The following is a 22,595-nucleotide window of genomic DNA, read 5'->3' as shown; positions in this document are numbered from 1 at the left end:
AAAAAGCTAAAAAAGAAGACTGGATAATTAATGCAATAAGTTAAGGATAAAATTTTAGCATATCATCTCTCTCAGGTTTAAATATGACTTTGGTGCCGCTCTCTGGCGCCTTAAACTCGACACAGCCACTGGCAACCTGGCGCTTGAGGTGCGGGACGGCGACCTGCTGCTAACCTCCTTCTGGGTACTTAATTGCCAGACTCTGGCACTGCAGGAACTGCAGTTGCCCCGGCCGAACACCTGGTGGTACGGCTTGGAAGAGGCACACGGCGGCTTTGTGTGGCTACACGGGTACGGCGACCGGAAGTTGGGGCAGCACAAAGGCATAACCGCTATGGCTACCAATGGGCAGGTGCTCTGGGAGCAGCCCGAGCTGGCTTTTTACGGCGTGGGGCAGCGTGGGCTCTACGCGCATGAGGTGCAGCAGCCGGGCACAGGTCTGCGATTGTTAGAAATAGCCTCAGGCAAGGAAACGCATCAGGGCATAAGCCAGGCAGAGGCAGCAGAGCAGGTGCATTTATTTAATACGCTTCGATTCGAGAATTGCCAGTACCCGGTGCTGTACCTGGAAGGCGAAACTTATTTTAACGAAGTAGCTGCCTTTCTACAGGCTACGCAGGCAATAGAGGCTGTAAAGGCCATCGAATACCTCGATACGGCGTCGCATATTCTGGTGAGCTGCTACCGGCAGAGTTCAGAAGGTAAACTAGATAATTATCTGTTTATTTTTGATTTGGAAGGTAATTTGTGTTACTCAGAGTGCCTCGCTTCCGAATTAAGTGGAATAGGTTCAGATACTTTTTTTATCTTTAGGGGCGATTTATATTTTATACAGAAAAAGGAAATTTTGCAGATCCACAGCCTGTTAGTTTAGTTTATTTTATAGCCATGAACCGAGTAATAATTGCTGCCTTTGTGGTGGCACCATTCCTATCATTTTCATCATCTGCCTTAGGTACCGATGCCTTGCGCGACTCTGTGGGGGTGGAGTATAAAAACGGGAAGCTATTTGTGCAGCACAGAGTGGAGCCTAAAGAAACGTTATATGCCCTGTCAAGAAAATATGCTGTTTCGGTTTCTCAAATTGTAGAAGCCAACCCATCTGTTGAAAGCACCATTAAAATAGGCCAGATCGTGCTGATACCGCGCAACAGGGCTGGTGCAACAGCGGCCACTCCAGCGCGTGCAGTACCGGCAAGTGCCTCGGCAGCCAACACGGCGGCCACTCCGGCAGCTTCGGCCAGCAACCGTACTTTTGTGGTAACCGACCGTGGCGATAAAATTCATGTGGTGGAGCCTGGCCAGACGCTGTACGCCATTTCAAAGATGCACAACGTCCGGATTGAAGATGTTAGAGCCTGGAACAACCTGTCTGGAAACCAGGTGAATATAGGTGCTAAGTTAATTGTCGGCAAGAACGCACCGGTTACTTCGTCTAAGCCGCAATATGTGCCTGAGTCAGACGATGTAATGACCAAAGACTCGGTGACAGAAGCTGCAGTAGCCACTACAGGTCCTGCAGCCACTGTGCCGGCCACAACAACTCCGGCTCCTGCCGCCACACCCGAAACCACCACCGAAACAACCACGGCCCGCAACGACCCTGAAGAGAACATGGCCGGGGTAAAGAAGGTACTGGAAACAGGCATGGCCGAAATGATAGATCCTAAAACTGACACGAACAAATACCTGGCGCTGCACAAATCGGCACCGGTAGGCACCATTATGCAGGTTAAAAACGCCATGAACGACCAGGTGGTATATGTTCGCGTCATCGGCAAGCTACCTGATACCGGCTCTAACGATAAAGTAATTGTGCGGCTTTCTAAAAAAGCATATCAAAAACTGGGAGCCGTAGACCAGCGCTTCCGGGTGGAGCTATCGTATGTGCCATAAGCGCTGCCAAGCTAGTGCAGCGCCAAATTAAAAACTAGAAATTCAAAATTAGAAATGAAGCATAAGAAGCAATTCTGCAGCTTTCGCAATTTCATAAACTAATTTGGAAGAGCACTATTGTACCCTTGACCTCCAAAGGTGCATAATTGCTTCTGAAGGCCGTTTTTATTTAAATAATTGGGGTTGCTTGAATTTTATGTAAGTGATTCAGTGATCAATGAGTTACATTAACTTGAAATTCATACTAATCTATTCTGGGGCCTGAGCTGTAGTAGTTCAGGCTCTTGCGTTTAAAATAAGGTAGAATTTTTTTAACGTTGAGCGCCAGGAGGTCTGCAAAATGGATGATGAACTTGCGGCCACTAAAATCACCATGCGCTTAAAAATTAAATCCTGAAACTGCTCCCAAACGTTAACAGCTTTAAGCACCAGCTACATGACTCCAGACTTCAACAGCGTGAAAGCCCTGCTCAACGACCGGGCCGAAAAATATAACCAACCTGCTTTTATTCCGCACGACCCGATTTCTATTCCGCATCGGTTTACTAAAAAGCAGGACATCGAGATCAGTGGCTTTTTTGCTTCCATACTGGCCTGGGGGCAGCGCAAGACCATCATCCAGAATTGCCTGAAGCTGATGGACCTCATGGACAATGCCCCGCACGATTTCATAAGGCAGCACCAGGAGCAGGACCTGACACGTTTTCTGGGGTTTAAGCACCGCACCTTTAACGATACCGACCTGCTGTACCTGCTGTTCTTTTTCAGGCAGTACTACCAGCAGCACGATAGCCTCGAAACCGCTTTTACCGGCACGCAACAGCAGGTGCAGACTCAGAAGCAGCGGCTGGAGCATTTCCATAACACCGTTTTCAGCCTGGAGGAGGCACCGCACCGTACCCGCAAGCACATTTCTACGCCAGCCCGTAAATCGGCCTGCAAACGCCTGAACATGTACCTGCGCTGGATGGTGAGAAAAGACAATGCCGGCGTTGATTTCGGCATCTGGAACAACATACCAATGGCCGACCTCGTTTGTCCCTGCGATGTGCACGTGGAGCGGGTAGCCCGCAGGCTCTGCCTCATTACACGCAAGCAAATGGACTGGGAGACAGCCGAAGAACTAACCCGGCACCTTCGCACCTTCGACCCAACCGACCCCGTTCGCTACGACTTTGCTCTTTTCGGGTTGGGGGTGGAGGAGAAGTTTTAGCCGATCTTTTTTGGTTGATTTCGTTCTTTAAAAGCAACATAGCGCTGCATCTGTCATGGCCTTTTTTCTGCAATAATTAGTTGAAAATAATCCTGTTTAACCTGACTGTAGATACCACTTCTTTAAATTTCAGAGTGCGTCATAACCTGTTAGAATTGGCTGTTTCCAGTTGTTGGTGATCGGGAGAAAGGAGCAAATAAGACAGACTTTAAAGTAGAATCTAAGTCCTTAAATCCTCTCAATTCTAATTTTTAATTTAGAAAAGCGCTACTCCACACGCAAATCATGTTTGGTAAGCAGGCCCGGTAAGCCGTATTGCGAGAACCTGGCGTTTTTGATGTTGTTGAATTCCGGGTCGATATCGAAGTTATAGGCAGTGACAAAATCGGCGCTTTTAAGCTGGGTTTGATTAAAAATGGCTCTTTCGAGGTTGGAATTATCAAAAACAGCTTTTTCAAGATTGGCCTGACTAAACACCACTTCTTTTAATGAGGAGCTGGTAAACCTGGTGCCGGGCATTTTCTTCCGCATAAAGGAGGCATAGTCCAGAATGCAGGTATCAAATTTTACGGTAAACAACATGTCTTCGCATTCGCTGAAGTTGATGCCAGTTAATTTACACTCTGTAAACACCACATTATTCAGCGTAGAGCGATTGAGTTTAATCATGGCCAGGTTACAACCCTCAAAGGTGCAGTCGTGGAAGCGGCAACCTGCAAACTGGCTGCCTGTAAAATCGCAGCGTTTAAAGGTGCAGTTTTCAAACTCCCGGTCGTGCACAACTTGCCCCGCGTAGTTAATTTTTTCAAACGTTTTATCCTGGTGAAATACAGCTTCCATAGGTGATAAGGTATTAAGCAGTTGGTGTTTGCTTCTGCTCTATTTCTACCGCTGGTTTAAGCGAAGCCGTAACCAGCGGTAGAAATAAGTAAGGCAGGCCTGATTTCTAAAAAGATGCATCGCGGCAAATTATTTAAATCAAAATGCCCTCCAGAAGCCTTTTAGCAAATTTTTAGCCAAGGGTGGTGGCAATTTTTATGACAACTTTTCGGTGTGGGGTGGGGCTGCCAAGGGGGGCATGAACATCTTCGGGGAAAAAAATGGTATAGAAACCAGCCGGAACATCTACCCAGGAGGTAGGTTTGTCTGGAAAAAAAGCCACATCACGCTCATCTGTGTAGGGTTCTGAGGGAGCAGCACACAGGCTCAGGTCCTGCCAGCCCATGCGGTCTACGCCCGATATGATGTACTGAATATCGATGTACTTTTTATGGGCCTCCATGCGCGTCTGGTCCTGCGGCACACCTGTGCCATCCGAAACGATGGCAAAAAGGTCGTCGCCCTGCAGCGTATGTTTGCCGGTGTTGATGGTCTCCAGATCGAAAGACTGCAGAAAGTTAAATGCTTTCTCGAACAGCGGGTGCAGACCATAGTAACGCGATGCGTTCTGAAGTTTATCTAAAATCATGTTATTTAGTTAAAAGTTAAGAGTTTTGAGTTAAAAGTTGAGCCTGTGGCCCTTTAGATCTGGTTTTATCTGAATCAGGGTAACAGGATCAGAGGATGCATTCATTTTTTAATTTCCGAATTTCCAAGTCTCCAAATAATTCCTGTTCTGAAAGTGTGGCTGCAGCGAACGAAACAGATAGTCAGAATTGTTATGAAAAAGGCTAATTTTGCTACAAATTAAAAGATAACATTGATCTATCCAGACAACTTTGAAATAAAAATCGGTTTTTCGCAGGTGCGCGACATGCTCTCGGAGCTTTGCCTGAGCCCGTTGGGTCGCCATTTCGTTAACCGCATGCAGTTCCTGGCCCGGCACGACCTGGTGCAGAAACTCTTACAGCAAACAGACGAATTTAAACAATTGCTGGAGTCGGATGCTGAAATTCCGCTGCAGCATTATTACGATGTAACCGCTTACCTCGACCGGGCAACGCTCGTTGGGTCTTTCCTCGATGTGTCGGCTTTCTACGAGATTAAAATGTCGCTCAGGACCATCCGTAGCTCACTCACCTTTATTTCGGGTACGGAAGAAGGCAAGTTTGAGGCCCTGAAGGCGCTTGGTGCCAACGTGGCCGTAGAGCGCTCGCTTATCGCTGCCCTCGACAAGGTGGTAGACGATGCCGGTTCGGTGCGCGACGATGCCACACCAGAGCTGCAGCGCCTGAAACGGGAGCTTATTCACCAGCAAGGCATTCTGCGCAAGCAAATTCAGTCTATCATAAAACATGCGAAAGGCCAGGGCTGGACTCCCGGCGATGCCGAGCCCACCATTCGTGGTGGCCGTTTGGTTATTCCGGTTATTGCTGAACATAAACGCCGCCTCAAAGGTCTGATCCACGATGAGTCGAATACGGGGCAAACGGTTTTTATTGAGCCGGAGTCTATTTTTGAACTTAATAACGACATCAAGGACCTCGAGAACGCGTACCATCGCGAACTGATCCGGATACTGGTTGGCCTCACTAACACGCTGCGCGGCCATGTGCCGGAGCTGCGGAAGGCGTACCAATACCTGGGTCTGCTCGATTTTATCAGGGCCAAAGCTGCTTTTGCACGAAGAGTGGAGGGAACTTTGCCTATTTTGGTGAAGTACCCGCACATTAACTGGAAAGAGGCTTTTCACCCGTTGCTATACCTGTCGCATAAGCAGCTGGGGCGGCCAACCGTGCCTATGAGCCTGCACCTGAACCGCGACCAGCGCCTGCTGCTCATTTCGGGGCCGAACGCCGGCGGTAAATCGGTGAGCTTAAAAACTGTGGGCCTGATGCAGTACATGCTGCAGTGCGGTATGCTCATTTCGGCAGCAGATGGCTCAGAGGCTGGTATCTTTCAGGATATTTTTATTGATATCGGTGATGAGCAATCTATCGAAAACGACCTGAGTACCTACAGCTCCCACCTCACCAACATGAAAAAGTTCGTGACCGTGGCCGACAAAAACAGCCTTGTGCTGATAGATGAGTTTGGTACCGGAACGGAGCCCGTGCTGGGAGGTGCCATAGCAGAAGCCGTGTTGCAGAATCTGAACGACAGCAAAGTGTTTGGCGTGATTACCACCCACTACACCAACCTGAAGAACTTTGCCGAGCGCACACCCGGCATCGTGAATGGTGCCATGCGCTACGACCATAAAAACCTGCAACCGCTCTACCAGCTGGAAATCGGGAAGCCGGGTTCTTCGTTCGCCATTGAGATAGCGCGTAAAATAGGTTTGCCGAAACACATCGTAGACAAAGCCAGCAGCCTGGTCGGTAAAGACAAAATCCGCTACGACCGCCTGCTCGAAGAGTTGGAAAGCGAGAAGATGGAGCTGGAAAACAAGCTGCGGGAGGTCGCCACGCAGGAACGCAAGTTAAAAGCATCGGTAAAAGATTACACCGACCTTAAAAACTACCTCGACGAGAGCAAGCAGGACATTATGCGCGAAGCCAAAGGCAAAGCGAAACTGCTGTTAAAAGATGCAAACCAGAAAATCGAGGCCACTATTCAACAAATAAAGCAGAGCCAGGCCGAAAAGGAGCAGACCAAACAGGCCCGGCAGGAGCTGGAAACATTTGCTACCGAAGTCCGGAAAGAAGAGCCACGGCCAGCCTACAAACGCGTAGCAGCCGGAGCCCTGAAAGAAGGAGACAACGTATCGCTGGTGGGGCAGGACTCTATTGGCCAGGTGGTAGGCATGAAAGGCAAAACAGCAGAAGTCATGTTTGGTGGCATGAAAACCTACGTGAAAGTTGATAACCTGGAGAGGGTAGAGGGGCAGGTAGCCAGTAAGAAAAAGACGAAGGCGGAAGCTGGCGGCGGTTTTGCTAAAGGCATGAACATAACGCAACGCATGGCCGACTTCACCTCCACCCTCGACATAAGAGGCGAGTACGCAGAAGATGCCCTGACTAAAGTGATGAACTTTACCGACGAAGCCATTATGCTCGGCATGCCGGAGATCAAGATCATCCACGGCCGTGGCAACGGCATTCTGCGCCAGATAGTGCGCGATTACCTGTACTCGGTGCGGGAGGTGGCCAGTTTAGGTAGCGAGGCCGAAGAACGAGGCGGAGACGGTGCTACCCTGGCCGTGCTGAAATAACACGTGCTGCACCATCGGCTTTACCCTTAACAAGTCGGATTATTTGAATAAAAAAGCTCTTCAGAAGCTTTTTCAGGCAAAATGCTTCAAGGGTAAAAAGGAATCTAAATAGAATAAAGCAGAAAAGGCTACCTGTTGCGGGTAGCCTTTTCTGCTTTATCTTAAGTAGGAGCACAAGCTCTTTGTAGGTTTGGTTAAAAGCTTCGAACCACCTGCGCATTAAGCCCATAAGTGCTTCCGGCGGGTTGAGCGGCACGGCCACGCAAAATAATGGTATAATAATTACCGGCCGCTAACGATACATTGGAGTTTGGCAGCAGCACAGCCTCCGAATCTGCGCCAGTAATTTGCAGCGTATGCGTGGTGGCATCTACAACCATAAATTGCGTTATGCTTTTGTAAGGCAGGTTATCGGCCAGCGTCACATTGTCTGTTGTTCTGATGTCGGTAGAGGCCACATCAGGAGACAGGTTGATAACCCGCAGAAATGCTTTACCTGCTACCGGCGTAAATATACTGTCTCTTACAGCTACTAGCCTGGCCTGCTGCTCAGTTCCGGCCACAAATAACGAATAGTATTTGCCATCTTGTATGTTAAAAGTGGTATCTATTACAGCATTAATAGCATTGGCAGGCGTAAACTTAAAGTTGCGGTTGCCAGTTCTAAACTGCTGGTAGCCAGTATACTCACTGTACTTAATAGCTCTGTTAAATACTGCCTGATTATCGGCAAGCAAATCAAACTCCTGGTTGGTGGCGATGCCGTGGTAAACAGAAACGATGCCAACCGGTATCTGCTCCTGTGGCGCAGGGTCATCGTTTTTAAAGCAGCCGGTAAGGGAGGTAGCCAGCAGGAAGCCACAGAGGTAGGTGGTACTTTTTTTGAAAGAAAACTTCTTTAAAAGGTTTTGCATGATAAAGTGTATAAAGGTAAAAGGAAAACTAAAGTTTGTCTGGCACGCCAAATTTATCTGCTGAATAAGCTATTAATTGTGCCAACTACTCCCATGACCCCAAAAATCCGGCCACGGTTGCATCAGACTTTTAAAATTTACTCTTTAGCCGCTTCTGTCGCATTTCATGCCTGAATTCCTGCAACTTGCTGCTACCAGAAATAATTTTTCTGATGAAGAAAAAATAGTCGGTTGCTGCTGACAGACTGTTGTCATAGGCAGGTTTTACCTTTGTTTTATATCAAAAACCTCAAACAAAATTAAAACCATGAACACAGCAAGCACTAACATCCAGACATCCTCTGTTCTTACATCGGCCGATCTGCTGGCGCACTGGCAAGGGCACCGCGCCCTGACACGACGGGTTATCGAAGCGTTTCCGGAGAAAGAGTTTTTTGAGTATTCGGTAGGCGGCATGCGGCCATTTGCCGGCATGGTGCAGGAACTGCTGGCGATTGCCGTTCCGGGCATCAGGCAGGTAGCCAAGGGCAGTACAGAAGAACTGGACGAGCACCTGGATCAATCTAAAACCAAGGCAGACATACTGCGCCTATGGGACGAGGCCACAGAAGACATAAACAAGTATTGGGCACAGATTCCGGATGAGCGGTTTAGTGATAGCATCGTAACGTTCGGCCTGTACGAAGGCACCGTCTGGTCCTCTATCTTCTACTTTATCGATAACGAAATTCATCACCGGGCGCAAGCCTATGTGTTCCTGCGGTCGCTTGGCATTGAACCACCTTATTTCTGGGAAAGATAGCGCTTACAAAACAACACATGAAACAAGTACTGGTATTCAAAACAACGGTGACAAACCGCCGGAAGGTGAGGCAAGTAAAACCAATCCTGAATAAGCTGATGAATACCTGTGAAAAATGGAACTTCGACCTGGGAGATTGCGACCACATTCTCCGGGTCGAGGCCGTTTCGCTGCAGGCATCTGCTGTAATAGAACACCTGGCCCTTGCCGGTTTCTCCTGCGAAGAGCTGGCAGATTAATACGCTTTCAAATTAAAAATTAGAAAATGATGGTAGCCGCAGATTTCTAAAGCCTCCTTAAACTTAATTACTCAAAAATTCAGGTGCCTGCATAAGAAATTTAAAGCTGCCAGAGACCGTGGAATAGTAGTTACAAGCGATGAGAGGACACTTGCGCCATAATAATTTTTAATTTCTAATTTGCGAAGCACTAATTTACCAGTTCCTCTTTTTTTACTTGCAGATTTTGCCTGGCTTTCCGGAGAAGTTCACTCACCCGCTCCCTGAAACTCTCTGGTTCCACTATTTCGGCACAGTCGGCAAACATCAGGTACCAGCGCGGCAGCCCATCATAAGAGTCGCAGGTCATAAAAGTCATCTCTATTTGTTCGCCCACGACTTCCTCCGACACAAATCCGTAGTATTTTCTTCCGTTCTGGATGAACCGGGCTGTTTCTTTATCAACCCGGATTACGACCTTGGTTTTTGGGCCATTGTCTTCTCTGTTGCGATATTGGTCTATGCTGCCATGCTCTTTTGTAAACGGAGTGTCGGTTCGCTTAATCGCCAGCATCCGGTCTGTTCTGAACTGCCGGTAATCTTTCCGGAGAAGGCAATACCCCATCACGTACCAATAATTGTTCTCGTTAAATAAGCCGATAGGCTCAATAATTCGGTTGGTCGGAGTTTCCGATGAGAGGGTTTTATACAAAAGCGCCACTTGTTTTTTATCGGCCATGCCATCTAACAGTACATCGAGGGCATCAGGAACATCTTCGTTAAAAATTTCCTGGGTAGAGTTTACCCAAATCTGCGCCTCCAAAGCGGCTACTCTGTCTTTGGCATTGCCGCGCAGCACCGATTTTACCTTGTACATAGCCGACTGGTAATAGGTGCCCAACGTTTTGTCGCTGAATTTCTGCATGAGTTTTTCGGCTGCTACAAAGCTTCCGGCTTCTTCGCGGGTAAACATAACCGGCGGTAAGCGGTACCCTTCCAGAATGCAATAGCCTACGCCAGCCTCTCCGGCTATGGGTACACCGGCTGCCTCCAGCGAGCGCACATCGCGGTAAATCGTACGCAGACTCACCTGAAACCGATCGGCCAGCTCCTGTGCCTTCACCACCCGACCCGATTGCAAATGAATCAGGATGGCCACTATCCGGTCGAATCTGTTTAACGTTTCATAGCTCATAGTTTATAGAAGTTAGGTAGGTTAATGTGCGGCGAATGGCAAATAATCTTTTACAGGTGCAAGTAATTTCGTTCTTGTCTATAGGTTCTCTAACAAAATCTTTGTTGACTGAAAAATCAGTCTTCTAAGGTTCTGTGAAATAAACTGTAAGGGAGCAGCATCCGAAGGCGTAATACAAAATATTCAATTCTTTAGGTATTACTCAGCCAAAGCCACAAACAAGTAACAACTAAATTTTCCTAATGAAATTGGCCTTCCAAAGGCTATTGAGCGCTTTAAGTGTCAAGGGTTAATAAGGTCGGCTTTTTGATATTATATCCTTTTACAAAGTAAGAATTGTTTTGAAGCGGAGCAACCGGTGGGGAGAAAAAACAGGTTGCCTTATAAATCGGATATGGCTGGCTCTTGCGGGAAAATAGGTTCTGTATAGTTTTCTGTTTCGGCCACCATACGACCCAGATCTGTTAATATACTGCCCATATCGCGCAAAGTAGGCAGCGACGTGAGGCTGTGAAGGCTAATGAGACTACGGCTTTGTTCAGCCTGTGCCTGTTCAATAGTTGCTTTCAGCGCTTCCTGCTGCTCAGGCGTATCCTGAATAGCAGCCTGGCCATAGGCAGCTATGCAAGCTGCCGTTGCTTGCATGGTCCGCTTCAGCTGCTGCACATAAGGTTGCTCTAACTGTGCCCGGTGGTTAAGTTGCAAATCGGCCAGACTTCTCCGTATTCCCCTAATCTGGATGGTAATACTTTCCAGTTGCAGGATGCTTTTCGCTAACTGGCTGAGCCTGTCGCGCTTGTGCTTGAGGAGGGGGTTGTATTTGAGGCTTTGTTCTGCCAGATCAAGGGTTTTGCGGCACTCCTTGGCTTCTTTAATGAGTGCATCTACTTCGGAGCGCCCCGTTTTTATGCGGGTTCCGGTGTGGTTGACCAGGGCCATCAGGCTGGTAAGGGTGTCGGCGGCTAAACGGCTGTAACGCAAAATACTGCGCTCTACATCAGGCACCGCATTCTGTGGCACCACCAGGGCATTTATGAGCACGGCAACAGCAGATCCTACCACCGTTTCTATAATCCGCTCAAAAGCATAACCTTCTTTTGTTTGCCCGAATGCCAGCACCAGCAGCGAACTGATTGCTACCTGCGAAATGATCTGCGGGTTCATGCGCAGGGCTTTCGAGATAGCCATACCAATTAAGATAATGAAAAAGATAGAGATAGCCCCGATTTTAAACCAGTGCCCGAGCAGCATGCTCAGCAACACACCGCCAATAATGCCGATAATGCGCTGAGTAGCTTTATCTACAGAGTCGGCTACAGTTACCTGAACCGTTATAATGGCCGCAACAGCTGCAAAATACGGGTATTCGGAATGCAACAGGCTGGTGGCTATAAACCACGACAATGCCGCGGCAAAGGCTGTTTTCACTATCTGAAAAGTGAGCCCTATTTTACCGAGTATTTCTATAAACTTGTTCACAGCATACACATACTTCTGCCAGCTATTTTAGTTAGGCATGGTGAGGTAATCTTTAAACAAAGTAGAAATAACTTTAGCTGCACAAAATTCTGAAAGCCTGCTTGAGCTAAAGGAATGCCTATAGCATTACTTACCTGAACAAAGGCAGCCAGGCCTTACCATCGCGGGCACTAACCAGGTCGGCTGTAGTTTCGCTTGTCCGGATCAGGTAATACCCTTGTGTGTCGGCCCATTGCTGAAGCGTAGCTGTTACAGCTACCCGGTGCGATTCCGGTATTGTGCCAAGGGTTCCTAAAACGCTGTAAACAATGCGGCCATCTGAGGTAAAAGTAGGAGCTGCAGCTATACCATAAGTCAACTCAAGGGCATTTCCGGCCGCATTAAGCAGCAGGAATCCGAGCAGGTCGTACTCCCGGTTTTGAAATACATCGTATTTTGCCCAATACCCTATCTGGAAAAAATTCGGGAGTGCTCTCAGATTGTGCGCATCCGGCACACCGTTAATGGTAAACCCTCCGGGCGAAGCCCAGTAGTCGGAGCCTGCATTATGAAAGTTTCGGGCAGCCTGCACATCAACACGCACTGGTCGGGCTGCTTCCTGAATGGTAGCGGCCGCGCCACCTACTGTAAGGTTAAAGAGGTTGCCCGCTGCATTGTATTGCACGGCATCAAACGAAAGAATACTGACACCGGCAGCCGCAAAGGGCTCCTGCAACAGCATGCCACCTGCTGTATAACTGAAGCTGGTGCTGAATGTCCGGGCCACATCGCCTTCGAAATACATAAACGTGATGATGCGGTTGTTCAGGTCTAAATTAAGGTCGAAGGTGTTGGTGCCAATGGTAAGCCGTCTGAAGTAGCTGGTGAACCGGCTAAGGTTAGAGAAGGTCTGTGCAGAGGCCGTAATGCCAGCAATAAAGCTTTCAGCATCTGCCTGCGTGGCTCTGGTAAGTACCATTCTGCTGCCCATTATGTTGCCGGTCAGGGTAATAACATCCGGGGTAACTTCTGTAAAAGAAAACTCAAAGTCAGAATATTTGCCTGCGCCTACATCGCCACCTATTACGTCAGGGTCAGGGTCGGAGAGGATATGCAGGTAGGAGTAGGTATCAAATAGCAGAGAAGGGCGCTGCATGGTTTTTAAGCGATAAGTGGTCTCCATGGGGGTGGCGGCGCTGGCATTAATATCGCTGGTCATCAGTACCCGGTCATCTTCCTTAAACGTGAACATAAAGTTATAGCCACCACCGCCTTCCGGGTACAAGGTAGCTTTCCAGCCAAAAGGGGAGCTGATAAGTTGAGCCTTGTAGGCACTGAGCGCGGCACTCAGGCGTTCTTCAGGCCGTTCGCCAGGGGCAGGGCCCTCGTCTTTCTGGCAGGCGGTAAGGGCAGCCGTAAACAAAAGGCAAAGCAGGAATATTTTTTTCATGTTGCTACGTATCGGTCTAAAGGGTGTTGATAGCCGTTTGGGTTTTGGTCTGCAGGCTGTAGAAATCGATGTTCCAGGCATCTTTGAAATACTGTACCACCAGCTGCTCTTTTTGCCTGAAAAGGGGTTGTGCTTCAGCAGGTGCGCTGTTCACAATAGCATCGAACCCGACTTTACCTTCTATCAGCATAATCGAAATCATTTCTACAAAGTCTTCGTCGGGACTGCTGCGCGCATACTGGGTAACAAAGCCCCTGGAGAGTGCCTCCTCTAAGGAATAGTCGTTCCAGCTGGCGGTGTAGCCGGTGCTGATGTTGCGGTAAGGCTGGGGGTACATAATGGTCTGGTGCAGGATGTGGGCAAATTCATGGTGAATGGTGTGCAGCATCTGCCGTACCTCGCCTTTTTCGGTTTTAGCAAAATTGTTGATAACGAATAACACGATTTTGCGGCCACCCTCTGCAGTACCGAGTGTAATAGTACCATTGTTGTTGTAAGAGGCGCTGCCAACCAATACAAATTGCTTCGGCGACAGTCGTTTTATAAACGAAGAGCCGGCCTCTGTCTCGTAAGGGTCTATCCAGGTGTATTTAATGGTCTCCATTACCGGAATAACCTTGTCTTCCCGCACAGGAGCCAGTACCCGGTCCAGGGCCAGTTCGTTGCGGTCGAAGCGGTATTTAACCTCGATGTTGTAAGGCATCACAAAGTTCTGGAGTAACCAGTTATCAACGGCTCCCGGAGTCCAGCTGTCTGGGGTGAAATCTATATGCGAGATGTCAACCTCTTCCTCATCGGAGCAGGAGGTGGTGAAGGTGGCAGCCAACAGTAGCAGGCCTATGTTCAGAAGATATTTTTTCATGTTGGTAAGGGCTTAACGTGGGTTACGGGCTATGCCGGCCAGTGTGGCCTCCTGCGGTATCTGCACGACCCGCCTGGGGTCGTCTGGCGTGAGCACATAGGTCTGGCCGTCGGAGGTAGTATGCGTTACAGTCAGGTTGTGCCTGAGTATATCGAACCAGCGCATACCTTCCTGCACAAACTCGGCTGCTTTAAAGTCGAGGAGCGCCAGCAGCAGACCTTGCCTTGGGTCTGAAGTGCCATAGTAAGTTCTAAGCTTGGCATCGGTAATGGCATGTGTGGTCGCGTTGTAGTTCTCGATGCGGTTCCGGGCGTACATAGTGAGGTCTGCTCTTGCCTCCGGAAGCTGGTTCAGGCCTAGGTAAGCCTCGGCACGGTTAAAGAGTACTTCTTCGGCTGTAAATAGCGGAAAGATGGTATACGGAAAACCGATTTCAGCATTAGGATCTGTTCTTACGAAATGCTCCCTGAACTTAAGCACCAGCCAATGGTCGGTGCCTTGCGTGTAGAGCGGCTGCACCCACCGTGCTCCCGTTACATTGTTACTGCGGAAAAGCGCATTTACAATGGGAGTGGCAAAACCAAAACGGTAGCGGGCAGCATTACGGGCCCACAACGACTGTGTTTCTACGAGCAGCAGGTTCGCGTTTTCTGAAGCCTGTGTATACAATGCCAACCCTTCGTTAGCAGTCAGGTTGCTGTACACACTGACCCAGGGCCGCAGGTTCGGTTCTATGTTACCGCCCGCGAAAACCTGGTTCGCGTGGTCTACTACTTTCTGGTATTCTCTTTTAAACAGGTAAAAACGTGAAGCAAATGCATGCGCCGCAGCCGTGTTAAAGTGGTATTTGGTTACACGGTACGAGTTATTGTTCAGAAGGGGGATACCTGTTGTAAGGTCGGCTTCGATTTGCTGATAGACACTTGCCACCGTACCACGATCGTACTGACCTAACACGACTTTTTCAGGAGCGGTTACATAGGGTATGCCTGGGTTTGCAGCAGCTGTAGCAGGGTCGTAGGCTTTGGCAAATAAGGTAACCAGCATAAAATGGGCATAAGCTCTGGCAACAAGTGCTTCTCCTTTCTGTGCATTATAAGCTGCCTGGTCGGGTGCATTCTCAATAGCTTCGAGGGCATGATTCGTGGCGGCAATAGCAGCATAGCAGGCGTTCCAGTAATTGTCTGGGGAACCTTGTGCCTTACTTTGTACATCCTGGAAAAAGTAAGGGTTCCGGTTACGTTCATCTACCACAGCACCAGATGTATTGCCTTTGTCGAGGGCCAGGTCCGACATGGCTTCGGTAAAGGTGGCATAATCGGCCTGGGGGTAAGCCGTGGTTAGGAGTTCGCTCACTTTCTCCACCGAGTCAAGTTGAGTTCGCTGGTCCACGGCCTGCTCCAGGTAATCGTTGCATCCCGAGAGAGCCACCAGGCCACCAACAAGAGAATAGAAAATCGATTTCTTCATGATCATTAAACTGAATTAGAAGCCAGCTTTAAGAGATAAGGTGAATTGCCTCGGTATGGGCATGGCTACACCACCAGAATTAAAGAATTCAGGATCCTGGCCGTTTAAGCCTTTGTCGGCATATATTAGCCACAGGTTATTAGAGACCAGGCTCAGCGACAGGTTGCTCATGCCAACAGCGTTGCTATACTTGGCGGGCAGGTTATAGCCGAGCGAGAGTTGCTTTAAGCGCACAAATTCGCCGTTTACCACGCGGGCAGAGGAGTAGTTGTAATTGTTGTAAGGGTAACCATCTATCAAGGTAGAGCCTTCTACCAGCGCCAGAATAGAGGGTACGTCTGTTCGGTTTTCATCTCCAGGCATTACCCAGCGGTCCAGAAAGTAATTCGGCATGGCATCCATGTCGGTGTAGCTGGTCCTGAAAGCTGGTGTTAGCCGTATTTTGTTTCCGCCGCTAAAGGTTACCAGGGCTGATAGTGTAAAATCTTTATAACGGATCGAATTGAACCAGCCACCTGTCACGATCGGATCTACGGGACCTTCATACTTCAGGTAATTAATCTGGTCGCTTTGCAAGTACACATTGCCACTGTTCTCACCGTTTTCATTCCTGAAAATAGGGTAGCCATCTTCGGGATCGAGACCCTGATAGCGAATAGAGAAAAGCCCGCGGTGCGGGTAACCTTCGCGTGGGCCGCCTTCCGGAATCACCAGCGACCAGATGTCGGGGTTGCTCTTGAGGTTGGTTATTTTGCCCTGGTTAAAACCAAGCGTAAATTGTGTACGGAGCTTCAGATCCTGGTTATCGATAACGCCTCCGCCTAAGGTTACCTCCACGCCATAAGAGCGCATATCGGCATAGTTCGCTACTTTAAACTCTTCGCCACCAATACCCGAGGTCCGGATGCGGCCGATCAGGTCGAAGCCGTTGCGCAGGTAACCATCTACGGTGAGTTGTATGCGCTCGTTAAACATGCCCAGGTCAACACCCACGTTTGTTTCATACTGTTTTTCCCAGGTGAGTTCTGAGTTTTCCAGGTTCTGGATGTAGATCATCGACTCCACCTCCGTCAGGTAGGGCCTGCGCGTGCTGCCGCTCTGCAGCACCAGGCTGGAGTTAGTGGCATTGCCCATGCTGGCGGTAAGGCCATAGGTGGCACGCAGGGTAAGCCGGTTCACCATGTCGAGGCGCTGCATAAAAGGTTCGGTGTCTATGTTCCAGGAGCCGCTCACGTTCCAGGTCGGCAGCCAGCGGGCATTTCTGGAGATGCCCAGCAGGTTAGAGCCATCGTAGCGGACGGTGGCGTTCAGGTTGTACTTTTGGTTAAAGGAGTAGGCGGCGTTGGCCATGTACGCCAGAAAACGGTCGTACCGGTAGTTCATGTTATAGTAGTTGAAGTTTCCTTCGACGCCCTGCTTTATAGCATTCGGATCTATAAAAGGAACACCGCCCTTATCGTACTGGTAGCCGTAGCCGGTAAAACTTTTGTTCTGGCGGTCGGCGTACCGAAGTTCCTGTGAGGCAAAGAACCGTACCATGTGCACATCGTTGAAGGTGTTGTCCCAGTCGAGAGTGTTGCGGAGGTAATAGCTGGCCAGGTTGTCGTCGTTGGCCATATAAAAGCCACCGTAAGGGAGCACCGACACCGGTTGTGCCTCCGGGTCGTCTGGGTTGCGGTACAAAAAGCGGTTGCGGTCCTGAATCGTAGCATCTACTCCGTCGCCGTAAATAGTGCCTGCGCGATAAGCCATGGCCATGTTGGCATTTTCACGCACCTTGTGCTCCCGGTTTGTTTTGGCGTACCTGATGGCACCTGAGAAGTTATAGGTCAGGTTCGGCAGAATCTTGTAGTTTACATCGCCCTGCAGTTTCAGGTCCAGCACCGAAATATCAAGGGTGTTGTTGTCCAGTTCATGCAGGATGTTAAAAGGAGAGTAGTTTCTCCTGAAGTATTCTAAGTTACCGTTCTCATCGTACGGGGTAAGGGTACGGCTTGTGTTAATTACGTAGCTGAAAGGGTTGATGTCGAAGTCGCGGTTGTACTCGCCTGAAACCGGGTTGCTGATGCGGGTAACGGTGCCTGGTGCCTGCTGGTCACGGATAGAGCCCTGCGAAATCAGCCCCACCGACAGCTTTTCCGACACGTTAAAGTTGGCGCGGGCATTTCCGGTAAAGCGTTTCACCTGGTCGGCAATGGTCCAGCCATCGTCCTGCAGATAGCTGGTAGAAAAGTAAAGCTGCGATTTTTCGGTGCCGGAAGAGATGCTGAGGGAGTGCTCCTGCATAAAGGAGTTCTTGAACAGCACATCGAACCAGTCGGTATTGGTGCGGGCGTAGCGCTTCAGAAACTCACCTCTGGCCTCCGGTGTGTTGAGCAGCCCGAAAGAACCAGTGGCCGGGTCGTAGGAATTGGTGATAAGGTCGGCCATTTTTGTATAAACACCGCCATTCTGGTTTCTCGAAACATTGGCGTAGTTCAGCCATCCTTTACCTGCCATCTCGAGGTACAGCGCCATCTGGTCGGCTGAGTTCATGATATCGAAGTTGCTGTAGCTCGGCTTGAGGTAAGTAGAGTAGTTGCCGGTGTAGGAGACAACAGGCTTGCCAATTTTGCCGCGTTTGGTGGTAATTACTACCACACCGTTCATGGCTCTGGCACCATACAAGGCTGTTGCAGAAGCATCTTTTAATATCTGAAAGCTTTCGATATCGTCGGGATTGAGGCCAGCTACGGAAGAGCCGATGAGGGTGGAGGGGTCTCCGGTGGAGAGCTGCTCATTCGATACGTTCACCACATCTTCCAGTATAATGCCATCTACCACCCACAGCGGCTTGTTGTCGCCGGTAATGGAGGTAGCACCACGCACGCGTATTTTAGGCGCTGCCCCAAACGTGCCCGACACGTTCTGAACTGATACACCGGCCACACGACCTTCGAGCATACGGCTTACATCGGTAATGCCATCGCGTTTGGCATCATCGCCTTTCAGGAGCACCGCCGATCCGGTAAACATTTTACGGTCTATGGTCTGGTAACCTGTTACCACCACTTCCTGCAGCACATTGGTGTTTTCCTGCAGCGTCAGGTTAATGGTAGCTTGCCCCGCCACAGGAATCTCGGAGGGGGAGTAGCCGATAAGGGTAAACACCAGCACCGCATTGTTGTCTCTTACCCGCAGCTGAAAATTTCCGTCCATGTCGGTTGCGGTGCCATTGGAGGTGCCCTTTTCCATCACGACCACACCCATCATAGGCTCTGCCGCCGCGCCCCTCGCTCCCGGTATTTTAACTGTGCCTCTTACCAGCTGCCCGTCTTGCTGCAGAAGAGCTGCAGCGCTGGCCTGCGCAGGAGTCAGCACCGAAACAACAGCACAGGAACTTAAAAGTAGCCTGCAGGCAAAAGCAAGCGAGGCTTTTTCTATGTAAAAGTTTTTATACATATAATTCTGATTGACTAAACGAAAGCTTGTACTGGTAAAACTACATGTTAATAGTGCCATTTGTCTTCTGCAAGTGGCACAGGAGTAAGCATGGCTTCTCCGAATTAACCTGTAAAATGAGCAGTCCAAACCTATTAAAGATAACTTAAAAAAACTCTTCCGCCAACTTCATCTCTCTTTTCTTCAGATAAGTAAAAACCAACTAAAACAGGAGGTAATCTAATAATGATTGCTCTTTTATTATTGCGCAATTGCCACAGAGACTTCACCAGGTGGTGTTAAACAATGGCAGCAATGCTGAAGAAAATAACTCCTTACGTCCTGAGGCTGTTCCTATTATAGCTATAAGCATTTAACGTAAAAGCAGCTGCGGTAATTTTAGATGAAACCAGTGAATTTTATAATAATGAAAAGAGCGGCTGGTGTATCAGCAGTTTTTAGCGCAGCATCAATTTTTAAAAGTAACTATTTAATCTATTGCCTTGATTAGTAGCCGGGGCAGGAGATGCAGATGGTGTTAGGGCAATTAGAGTTGTATTACAAGAAGCAGTACCAAGGCTCTGATTATTATCTCTTAAAAAAGGAAGTCAGAAGTAATTATGCCAATGAAAACAGCCTTCCAAAGGATTTTAGCCCAAAAAGACTCAAGGGTAGCATAGGCCGGAGCTACAACTGCTGCTAGTTTTATAAGGGTGTAAGGCTACTTCCGATCAACTTTGATTACTCAGCGGCAATAAACCAAAACGAGCTGCCCAGTTGGAGCAGCTCGTTTTAGTTAATAAACTAGCGTGATTTCTTAATAACCTTATCTTCGGTTAAGTTATAGTATTTAGCTACTTCCTCATAACTGCTGAAGTCAATATCAGGTTTAGATACTCGGCCATTTAGTAGTTCTCCCGGTATTACAACAATTCTGAATGCTTCGCTTGCTATATATTCAGCAACTTGACCCTGGGTTAAAGTAGATTTATCAAATTGCGAGTTAATATAAATATCTAAAAACTGATAAGAATGGTAAAAATTATACTGCAAAAGGCCTTGCTGTAACATTTTAATCTGAGGCAAGGGGCTCCAAACATAAACAGGTGCATTGTTCATCATATAGCCGAATTCATATCTGTAAACATGAACAACGTCTGATTCCGTAACATCAAGATCAACATCCTCAAATGCAAAACCTAAAGTGTCCTCATCAGTAAAATTCCAGCCACCAAGTTCTAATACCTGCGCGGTACTTCCTGTGCCAGTTCCTGTCCCGTCTTGTCCGGCTGGCCCTTGTGGTCCTGCTGGCCCGGCCGGGCCTTGTGGTCCTTGTGGTCCTGGAGCACCTTCTGGTCCTTCTGGTCCCTCGCAGGCTTGCCCGAAAGCCAGACCTATAAACATAATAAAGTAAATCAGTTTTTTCATAATGTCAGTAAGTTGGGGTGAAATGAAAATGATTGAATACTCAAAGTAAGTTTTTTTGATGAAATAAAATATTAAATCAGGTGTAATATTTTATCCGAAATAAAACCTGCTCTTTATTACAGATTTTGCAAAGCCCCAGTGCGTTCAGTAGGCAATAGGGGTTCGGGTAAAGCAGCATGTATATTCGCAACAAGCCGAGTAGCTACAGCTACATTATTCTGTGCCGCTGCCTCCGGAACGGTAACAGACAAACAGAACTAATGTTTGAGCAGATACATCAGAAATATACATCCTTAGCTGTTGTAACTGACTTACAAGCAGTGGGCTACCCTTGAGGCTTAAAGTAAATTTTAAGCCTTGGAAGGCCGTTTTGATTAGAAAAATTTAGTTGCGCACAAACTGCACCTCAAGCGACACCGGCAAAGGAGCACCAGGTATGTTGGCTACGGTAGTTAAAGCGAGGTTTGTGCTGGTGAGGGTTTTTATATCTACCTGCTCAGGCAATCCGAAAGAAGATAACAGATCGAAGTGGAGGACGTTTTCGTTGTTGCGGAATTCCCAGTTACCTTCCAATGTCATGGCTTGGCCGTTGTCGGTGTAGGTGGCGGTGTAGGTGCCATCAGTCTTAAAATTCAGCACCATGGTTTTAATATCAGGGAAGGAACCGGCAAACTGAGTAGTGGCAACATCCATCCCCATAACCAAAATTTTGTCGCCTTGCCAGTTCGCTTCTGTCAGCATTTCTGTTTTGGTTTTTTCAGGATTCGGTTCATCATCTTTACAGCCTGTTAATAAGGCTACAGCAAAGAGGAGCGAAAGCAGCGAGAGTAATCGTGATTTTTTCATAAGTTGAAGGAGATAGTTGATGTGCTATACTTTAATTTAAGGATTTGGTTTACCTGCTGCTGATGGTTTTGCCTATAACACCTGGGCCCTACAGAATATTTACCTCCGGGTGCAGCTCAATGCCGAACTTCTCCTTCACCGATTGGATGATTTCGTAAGCCAGCGCCCGGATATCGCCTCCGGCAGCGCCACCGTAGTTTACCAGCACCAGTGCCTGGTTTTTGTGCACGCCGTAGTTCTGAATCACTTTTCCTTTCCAGCCGCATTGCTCAATAAGCCAGCCGGCCGGCACCTTTACCGTCAGCTCCGAAACAGGGTAGGCTGGCATGGCAGGGTAAGTTTCTTTCAGGAGGTCGAACTTTAGAATCGGTATTTCGGGGTTTTTAAAGAAACTGCCTGCATTCCCTATTTCTTTCGGGTCGGGCAGTTTACTCATTCTGATGGCGCACACGGCCACGCTCACATCCTGAATAGTTGGTTCCTGCACCTTCATGTCGCGCAGCACTTCCTGAATAGCCCCGTAACTGGTATTTACCTGGTGTTGTTTCCGGAGTTTAAAGGTAACGAAGGTAACCACATACTTGCCTTTGGCTTCGTTCTTAAAAATACTGTCGCGGTAGCCAAACCGGCAGGCCTCATGGTCAAAAATATAAGGTTCGCCGCTTGCCAGCTCTATCGCCTCCAGCTCATGAAACACATCTTTCAGCTCAACGCCGTAAGCCCCGATGTTCTGTAACGGAGCAGCGCCTACTGTGCCCGGTATGAGCGAAAGGTTCTCCAGGCCCGCTAGTTGCTCTTTCAGGGCAAACAGCACCAGGTCGTGCCAGGCTTCGCCTCCGCCAGCCTTTACGTAAGCAAACTCGTCGTCCTGCTCCAGAACCTGCATGCCCTTTATGCTGTTGAGCAGCACCAGGCCGTTAAAATCTTTTGTAAACAGAATATTGCTGCCGCCCCCGAGTATCAGCTTCTCCTCCTGCCATACTTCCGGCAACTTCAGCAGTTCCTGCAGCTCCTCCACGGTTTGGAAGCGAGCGAAAAATTTGGCTTTAACATCTATGCCAAAGGTATTGTAAGGCTTTAACGAATAATCAGGCTGTAACATCATAAACTGTTGTTTCCTGCAAAGATATAAGTTTCCACAATTGCTCTTCAGCCAAACTAAACTTGCGTTGGTTCATCCTGCCGGTTTTAAGTGTTCAACGAGAGGTTTGCTGGTGGCTGGTTTCTAAATCAGGGGTTAGCTGTAACCACTCAACGCTATGGAGGTAATAATTATTGGGAGCCGCCCCTGGTCAACCCTTGGCGGTTTTAAAGTGAAATTCCTTCTGAA

General features: G+C 48.5%; 18 protein-coding genes. 6 read left to right on the top strand and 12 right to left on the bottom strand.

Annotation, left to right across the window (positions count from 1 at the left end; all coding sequences use genetic code 11):
• The first annotated feature begins 61 nt into the window (after positions 1–61).
• The 3 genes from FVR03_RS13995 to FVR03_RS13985 all read left to right on the top strand — a co-directional run bounded on the left by FVR03_RS13995 (position 62) and on the right by FVR03_RS13985 (position 3,109).
• Positions 62–874, top strand: a complete 813-nt coding sequence (locus FVR03_RS13995; RefSeq protein WP_369410457.1) for a DUF4905 domain-containing protein — start codon at positions 62–64, stop codon at positions 872–874.
• Positions 875–888: 14 nt separating this feature from the next.
• A complete protein-coding gene (locus FVR03_RS13990) occupies positions 889–1,896 on the top strand; it encodes a septal ring lytic transglycosylase RlpA family protein (protein WP_255474220.1) in 1,008 nt (335 codons plus the stop codon).
• A 436-nt stretch (positions 1,897–2,332) separates the two neighbouring features.
• On the top strand, positions 2,333–3,109 hold the full coding sequence (locus FVR03_RS13985; protein ID WP_147922381.1) for a TIGR02757 family protein: 777 nt from the start codon (positions 2,333–2,335) through the stop codon (positions 3,107–3,109).
• Positions 3,110–3,376: 267 nt separating this feature from the next.
• Here FVR03_RS13985 and FVR03_RS13980 read toward each other — a convergent pair whose 3' ends face one another.
• A complete protein-coding gene (locus tag FVR03_RS13980) occupies positions 3,377–3,949 on the bottom strand; it encodes a pentapeptide repeat-containing protein (RefSeq protein ID WP_147922380.1) in 573 nt (190 codons plus the stop codon).
• 172 nt (positions 3,950–4,121) lie between these two features.
• Complete coding sequence (locus FVR03_RS13975; protein ID WP_147922379.1) at positions 4,122–4,577, bottom strand: NanQ anomerase/TabA/YiaL family protein; 456 nt, start codon at positions 4,575–4,577, stop codon at positions 4,122–4,124.
• A 231-nt stretch (positions 4,578–4,808) separates the two neighbouring features.
• On the opposite strand from FVR03_RS13975, the gene FVR03_RS13970 reads away from it, so the two are divergent.
• Positions 4,809–7,202: an endonuclease MutS2 gene (locus FVR03_RS13970; RefSeq protein WP_147922378.1), complete on the top strand. Its 2,394-nt coding sequence runs from the start codon at positions 4,809–4,811 to the stop codon at positions 7,200–7,202.
• 194 nt (positions 7,203–7,396) lie between these two features.
• On the opposite strand, the gene FVR03_RS13965 is transcribed toward FVR03_RS13970, so the two are convergent.
• On the bottom strand, positions 7,397–8,116 hold the full coding sequence (locus FVR03_RS13965) for a DUF4397 domain-containing protein (RefSeq protein ID WP_147922377.1): 720 nt from the start codon (positions 8,114–8,116) through the stop codon (positions 7,397–7,399).
• A gap of 307 nt (positions 8,117–8,423) precedes the next feature.
• On the opposite strand from FVR03_RS13965, the gene FVR03_RS13960 reads away from it, so the two are divergent.
• Positions 8,424–8,918: a DinB family protein gene (locus tag FVR03_RS13960; RefSeq protein ID WP_147922376.1), complete on the top strand. Its 495-nt coding sequence runs from the start codon at positions 8,424–8,426 to the stop codon at positions 8,916–8,918.
• A 17-nt stretch (positions 8,919–8,935) separates the two neighbouring features.
• Positions 8,936–9,157: a hypothetical protein gene (locus tag FVR03_RS13955; protein ID WP_147922375.1), complete on the top strand. Its 222-nt coding sequence runs from the start codon at positions 8,936–8,938 to the stop codon at positions 9,155–9,157.
• 190 nt (positions 9,158–9,347) lie between these two features.
• On the opposite strand, the gene FVR03_RS13950 is transcribed toward FVR03_RS13955, so the two are convergent.
• The 9 genes from FVR03_RS13950 to murB form a co-directional block, all read right to left on the bottom strand.
• Entirely contained in the window at positions 9,348–10,331 is a 984-nt protein-coding gene (locus FVR03_RS13950) for a helix-turn-helix transcriptional regulator (protein ID WP_147922374.1), read from the bottom strand.
• 381 nt (positions 10,332–10,712) lie between these two features.
• Positions 10,713–11,810, bottom strand: a complete 1,098-nt coding sequence (locus tag FVR03_RS13945) for an FUSC family protein (RefSeq protein ID WP_187270168.1) — start codon at positions 11,808–11,810, stop codon at positions 10,713–10,715.
• A gap of 130 nt (positions 11,811–11,940) precedes the next feature.
• A complete protein-coding gene (locus tag FVR03_RS13940) occupies positions 11,941–13,239 on the bottom strand; it encodes a DUF4302 domain-containing protein (RefSeq protein WP_187270167.1) in 1,299 nt (432 codons plus the stop codon).
• A 16-nt stretch (positions 13,240–13,255) separates the two neighbouring features.
• Entirely contained in the window at positions 13,256–14,101 is an 846-nt protein-coding gene (locus tag FVR03_RS13935; protein WP_147922371.1) for a zinc-binding metallopeptidase, read from the bottom strand.
• Positions 14,102–14,113: 12 nt separating this feature from the next.
• Positions 14,114–15,571, bottom strand: a complete 1,458-nt coding sequence (locus tag FVR03_RS13930; protein WP_147922370.1) for a RagB/SusD family nutrient uptake outer membrane protein — start codon at positions 15,569–15,571, stop codon at positions 14,114–14,116.
• Between the two features lie 15 nt (positions 15,572–15,586).
• The gene (locus FVR03_RS13925; protein ID WP_222707237.1) at positions 15,587–19,012 is read right to left on the bottom strand and encodes a SusC/RagA family TonB-linked outer membrane protein; all 3,426 of its coding nucleotides are present in this window, start codon (positions 19,010–19,012) and stop codon (positions 15,587–15,589) included.
• A gap of 783 nt (positions 19,013–19,795) precedes the next feature.
• On the bottom strand, positions 19,796–20,419 hold the full coding sequence (locus FVR03_RS24430) for a collagen-like triple helix repeat-containing protein (RefSeq protein WP_187270166.1): 624 nt from the start codon (positions 20,417–20,419) through the stop codon (positions 19,796–19,798).
• 384 nt (positions 20,420–20,803) lie between these two features.
• A complete protein-coding gene (locus FVR03_RS13915) occupies positions 20,804–21,265 on the bottom strand; it encodes a hypothetical protein (RefSeq protein WP_147922367.1) in 462 nt (153 codons plus the stop codon).
• 88 nt (positions 21,266–21,353) lie between these two features.
• Positions 21,354–22,370 carry a UDP-N-acetylmuramate dehydrogenase gene (murB, locus tag FVR03_RS13910; RefSeq protein WP_147922366.1) on the bottom strand — a complete coding sequence of 339 codons (1,017 nt, stop codon included), beginning with the start codon at positions 22,368–22,370 and terminating at the stop codon, positions 21,354–21,356.
• Positions 22,371–22,595 lie beyond the last annotated feature (225 nt).

This window comes from Pontibacter qinzhouensis (genome assembly GCF_008017455.1).
Lineage (GTDB): Bacteria > Bacteroidota > Bacteroidia > Cytophagales > Hymenobacteraceae > Pontibacter > Pontibacter qinzhouensis.
Note: the sequence above shows the minus strand (reverse complement) of the source record. Positions and strands in the feature narration are given on the sequence as shown.